The sequence below is a fragment of the Actinocrinis sp. genome (assembly GCF_035946395.1).
Classification (GTDB): Bacteria; Actinomycetota; Actinomycetes; order Streptomycetales; family Catenulisporaceae; genus Actinocrinis.
In genome coordinates, this window is sequence record NZ_DASYZI010000207.1 from 1 (window position 1) to 3,779 (window position 3,779).

3 protein-coding genes and 1 pseudogene are annotated in these 3,779 nt (G+C 71.0%); all 4 read left to right on the forward strand.

The annotated features are described in order from the left end of the window. Positions 1-260 precede the first annotated feature (260 nt). Positions 261-1,169, forward strand: a complete 909-nt coding sequence (locus VGS97_RS12765) for an alpha/beta fold hydrolase (RefSeq protein WP_326853616.1) — start codon at positions 261-263, stop codon at positions 1,167-1,169. 119 nt (positions 1,170-1,288) lie between these two features. Next, positions 1,289-2,902, forward strand: a complete 1,614-nt coding sequence (locus VGS97_RS12770; RefSeq protein ID WP_349262106.1) for a class I adenylate-forming enzyme family protein — start codon at positions 1,289-1,291, stop codon at positions 2,900-2,902. A 12-nt stretch (positions 2,903-2,914) separates the two neighbouring features. Then, complete coding sequence (locus tag VGS97_RS12775) at positions 2,915-3,199, forward strand: MbtH family NRPS accessory protein (RefSeq protein WP_326853618.1); 285 nt, start codon at positions 2,915-2,917, stop codon at positions 3,197-3,199. Beyond that, positions 3,196-3,779 (forward strand): annotated as a pseudogene (locus VGS97_RS12780) (cytochrome P450); the annotation flags it as partial. The gene VGS97_RS12775 and the pseudogene VGS97_RS12780, both read left to right, overlap by 4 nt.

Here is a 3,779-nt window from a genome sequence, read left to right on the forward strand (position 1 = left end):
GATGGGTACCAGAGTCGACGGCAGATATACCGCCACCGCGTCGAGTGCGGTCACACGGAACGCTCACACGCAATCACCACTGGCGCATCACAGCATGTCCCTCGGCGGCCGTCAACCGACTGTGTCAGTGTGCATAGCCAAGTGTCGCGAGCATGCGAATCAGGGATCTGCGGCAGCTAACTCATGGCTCTGTTAAAGCGTACCGCGCTGTGGCACTATGATCGCTGGAACCTCTCTCGACCCGCGTTGGAGGCCGACTCATGCCACTCGCGGACGCCGCTGATCTGCGTTGGAAGCGCCAGAGCAGGGTCGTGCTCAAGGCCATGGAGGGCATGTTCGACGTCGTGCTGCCACTGCGCGAGGGCGGGCCCGGCGCGACACTGTTCTGCGTGCCACCGGTGGGCGGACTGAGCTGGGGTTTCCATCAGTTGTTGACCGCGCTGCCTCCCGACTGCAACGTCTACGGCCTACAGTCCCGAGGGCTGGCACGTCCCGAGCCGCTGCCGGCGAGCATGACGCAGCTGTCCCGGGACTTCGCCGACCAGGTGTGCCGGGTGCAGCCGCAGGGCCCGTATTTCCTGCTCGGCTGGTCGCTGGGCGGCACCGTCGCGTACAGCGTGGCGCGTGAACTAGAGGCACGAGGGCACGAGGTCGGCCTGCTGGCGAGCATGGACGCGAGCCCGAGCTTCGATCCGGCGAGCTTCGATGCCGAGCAGGACGCCTGGTTCTACTACAACATCGTCTTGGACAGCTTCGGCTATCCCCAGTTGCTGCGGCAGGGCGAGCCCGAACCGGAGGCCAGCGCCCTGGCCGTGATCCGCCGCCGCCCGAACCTGGTCCTGAGCGCGTGGTCCGACGACCAGATCCGGCGTCTGCTACAGGTGATTCTCAACAACGTCGTCATCGCCCGGGCCGACGTGCGGCCGCCCGGCGTGTTACGTTGCCCGGCCCTGCTGTTCGCGGCCACCGGGACCGAGCAGGAGCCGAACACCGCCGAGAAGGCCGAATCCTGGCGCGCCGTCACGCGCGGCCCGGTCGAGGTGGTCGAGCTCGACTGCAAACACCAGCACATGCTGCTTCCCGAGCCGATGGCGGTCATCGGCGCCGCGCTGACCCGTCGGCTGCCGGCCACGTCCCGCGCGGCCTCACCGTTCCCGGCCGCGCCCTGATCCGACGCCACATCTCAAACGCGCCCTAGAATCCGGAGGGGTTCAGTCTTGTCAGACTTCGTAGACGTCGGCCCGTTCGACCGGGAGGCCGCGTGACGCCGCCGGCGAGGTTCCGCGCGATGCTGGCCGCGGACCTGGAACTGGGCGCCGGAAACGTCCTGCTGCGCTTGGCCGAGCACGGCGCCGACCTCGACGAACCGCGCGTCGCCTTCGACACACCGGTCGACGGCTTCGCACCCTTCACGCTGCTGTCGCTGCGTGACCTGACCCGGCTGGCCGCTGCCCGCGCCGACTGGTTCCGCGCCAAGGGCATCGGCCGGCGCGACCCGGTCGCGCTGTACGTCACCGACGCCGCCGACGTGTTCCTGAACTTCTTCGCCCTCTGCCGCCTCGGCGCGATCCCGGCGCTGATGAACGGCAACATGCCGCTCGACGTCGCCGTCACGTACATCCAGCGGCTGCGGTGCTCCGGGGTCGTCACGGATGCGGCCCACGCGCAGGTCGCGCGGTCGGACCTCGGCGCGCCGGTCCTCGGCGACGCCGCCGAGACCGGCACCGGTGACCCGCAGGGCGCGCCGGAGCACTTCCGCCACACCGGCGACGACCCGGTCGCGATCACCCACTCCTCCGGCACGACGCGGGTGCCGGCCGCGGTCGTGCACTCGCACCACAGCCTGTTCGCGGCGATCCGCGCGGTCCGGCTAACCGAGCCGCGGCCTTACGGACACGTGCGCGAGCTGTCCGCACTGCCGGCCGCACATGCCGCCGGGCTGATCACGATCAACCAGGCGCTGTGCAACGGCTACGAACTGTTCTGCCTGTCGGCGCAGGGCGGCTCGTCCCGCGACGGCGCCGAGGCCGTGCTGGACGCGATCGAGCGCTGGCGGCCGACGGGGGTGTTCGGCTTCGCGGTCACCTGGGCCGAGATGGCCCGCTTCGACCTGGGCGCGCGAGATATGTCCTCGGTGCGCAACTGGTTCAACACCGGCGACTGCGCGCATGAGACGCACATCCGCCGCTTGGTCGCGGTCGGCAGCCACCGGGAGCCGACCGCCGAAGGGTCGCGCCTGGTGCCCGGCTCGAAGTTCATCGACTCGCTCGGCTCGACCGAGATGGGGCACAGCGCCTTCTTCATGACCCATCAGCTCGGCAGCGAGAAGTACGAGCGCTGCGTCGGGCGCACCTTCCCGTTCGCCGAGATCAAGCTGCTGGACCCGGCCACCGGCCGGGAGGTGCCGGACGGGGCGGTCGGGCAGGCCGCGCTCAGGTCGCCGACGCTGGCCCCGGGCTACTGGAACGACTCGCCGTCCACGTATCGCAGCCGCCTGAACGGCTACTACCTCACCGGCGACCTGATGTATCGGGACGGGGAAGGCCTGTACTACCACGTCGACCGAGCCAGCGACGCGGTCGATCTGGGCGGCGGCGAGTGGCTCTACACCGCGCTGACCGAGGAGCGCATCCTCAAACGGTGCCCCGACGTGCGCGACTGCACCGTGGTCGCCGGCCGCGGCCCGGACGGCGCGCCGACGGCCGACGTGTTGCTCCTGCTGGCCGCCGACGCCGATCCGGACGCCGACCGGCACCACGCGGTCCTCGCGGCGCTCGGGTCGGCGGCAGACCGGGTGCAGTGCCGGGTGATGTCGGTCTCCGACGATGACCTCCTGGTCGGCCCGACCGGTAAGGTCCGTAAGTTCCTGATGCGCCAGCGGCTGGTCGCCGCGGCCGACTGAGCGGGACGGGCGATGTCCGAGACGGGTTCCGGACAGCTGCGACGCGTCATGCTGAACGACGGGGAGCAGCACTCGCCGTGGTCGGCCGACCGCGAGCCGCCGGCCGCCTGGCGACACGCAGGCTTCACTGGCACCGAGGCCGAGTGCGGCGAGCACATCGACGAGGTCCTGGACCGACCTGCGCCCCGCGTCGCCGTGCCGGTGGATGGCGCGGCAAGACGGCTGCGCGGACGGCTGACCGACACGTCGCGCCGACCGGCCGAGACCGCCACCACGAACCTGAAGGCCCGATCATGATCCCGACTGCCTCGCTGGTGCCGTTGCTACAGGCCGCAGGCCGCAGCAATCCTGCGCCCTACTATGCCGAGTTGCACCGCCTCGGCCAGGCCGCCGCCCTCGGGCCCGACGACAAGCACGCGGCCGTCGTGTTCGGCTACGAGGCGGTCGGCCAGGTGCTGCGCGACCCGGTCTTCCGAGTCCTGGACGCGGCGTTCCTTGACCGGTCGGGGACCGGCTGGCGCCGGCACGCCGTGCTGCGCGTGATGCAGCGCTCGGTGTTCAACGCCCCGCCCGAAGCGCACGCCCGGATGCGCCGCCCGTTCAGCCAGGCGCTCAACGCGCGCCGGGTCGCGCATAACGAGCCGGCGATCGAGCTCTCCACGCGCAAGCACCTGGACCGGCTGGCTCGTCTCGGCGCAGACGGCGAGCCGGTCGACTTCGCCGCCGAGTTCGCCGTCCCGCTGCCCGCCGAGGTGATCGGCACGATCCTCGGGGTCGCCGAGGCGGACCGGCGCCGCTTCCCCGACCTGGTGCGCACCTTCGACGCCGTGCTCGAACTGGGCCAGCCGGACTTCCGCGACCTGCTCGCGGCCGACCG

Excerpts from the sequence above, each read along its gene's own strand:
- VGS97_RS12765 (WP_326853616.1), top strand. The coding sequence starts at position 261 with ATGCCACTCGCGGACGCCGCTGATCTGCGTTGGAAGCGCCAGAGCAGG.
- VGS97_RS12770 (WP_349262106.1), top strand. The coding sequence starts at position 1,289 with ATGCTGGCCGCGGACCTGGAACTGGGCGCCGGAAACGTCCTGCTGCGC.
- VGS97_RS12775 (WP_326853618.1), top strand. The coding sequence starts at position 2,915 with ATGTCCGAGACGGGTTCCGGACAGCTGCGACGCGTCATGCTGAACGAC.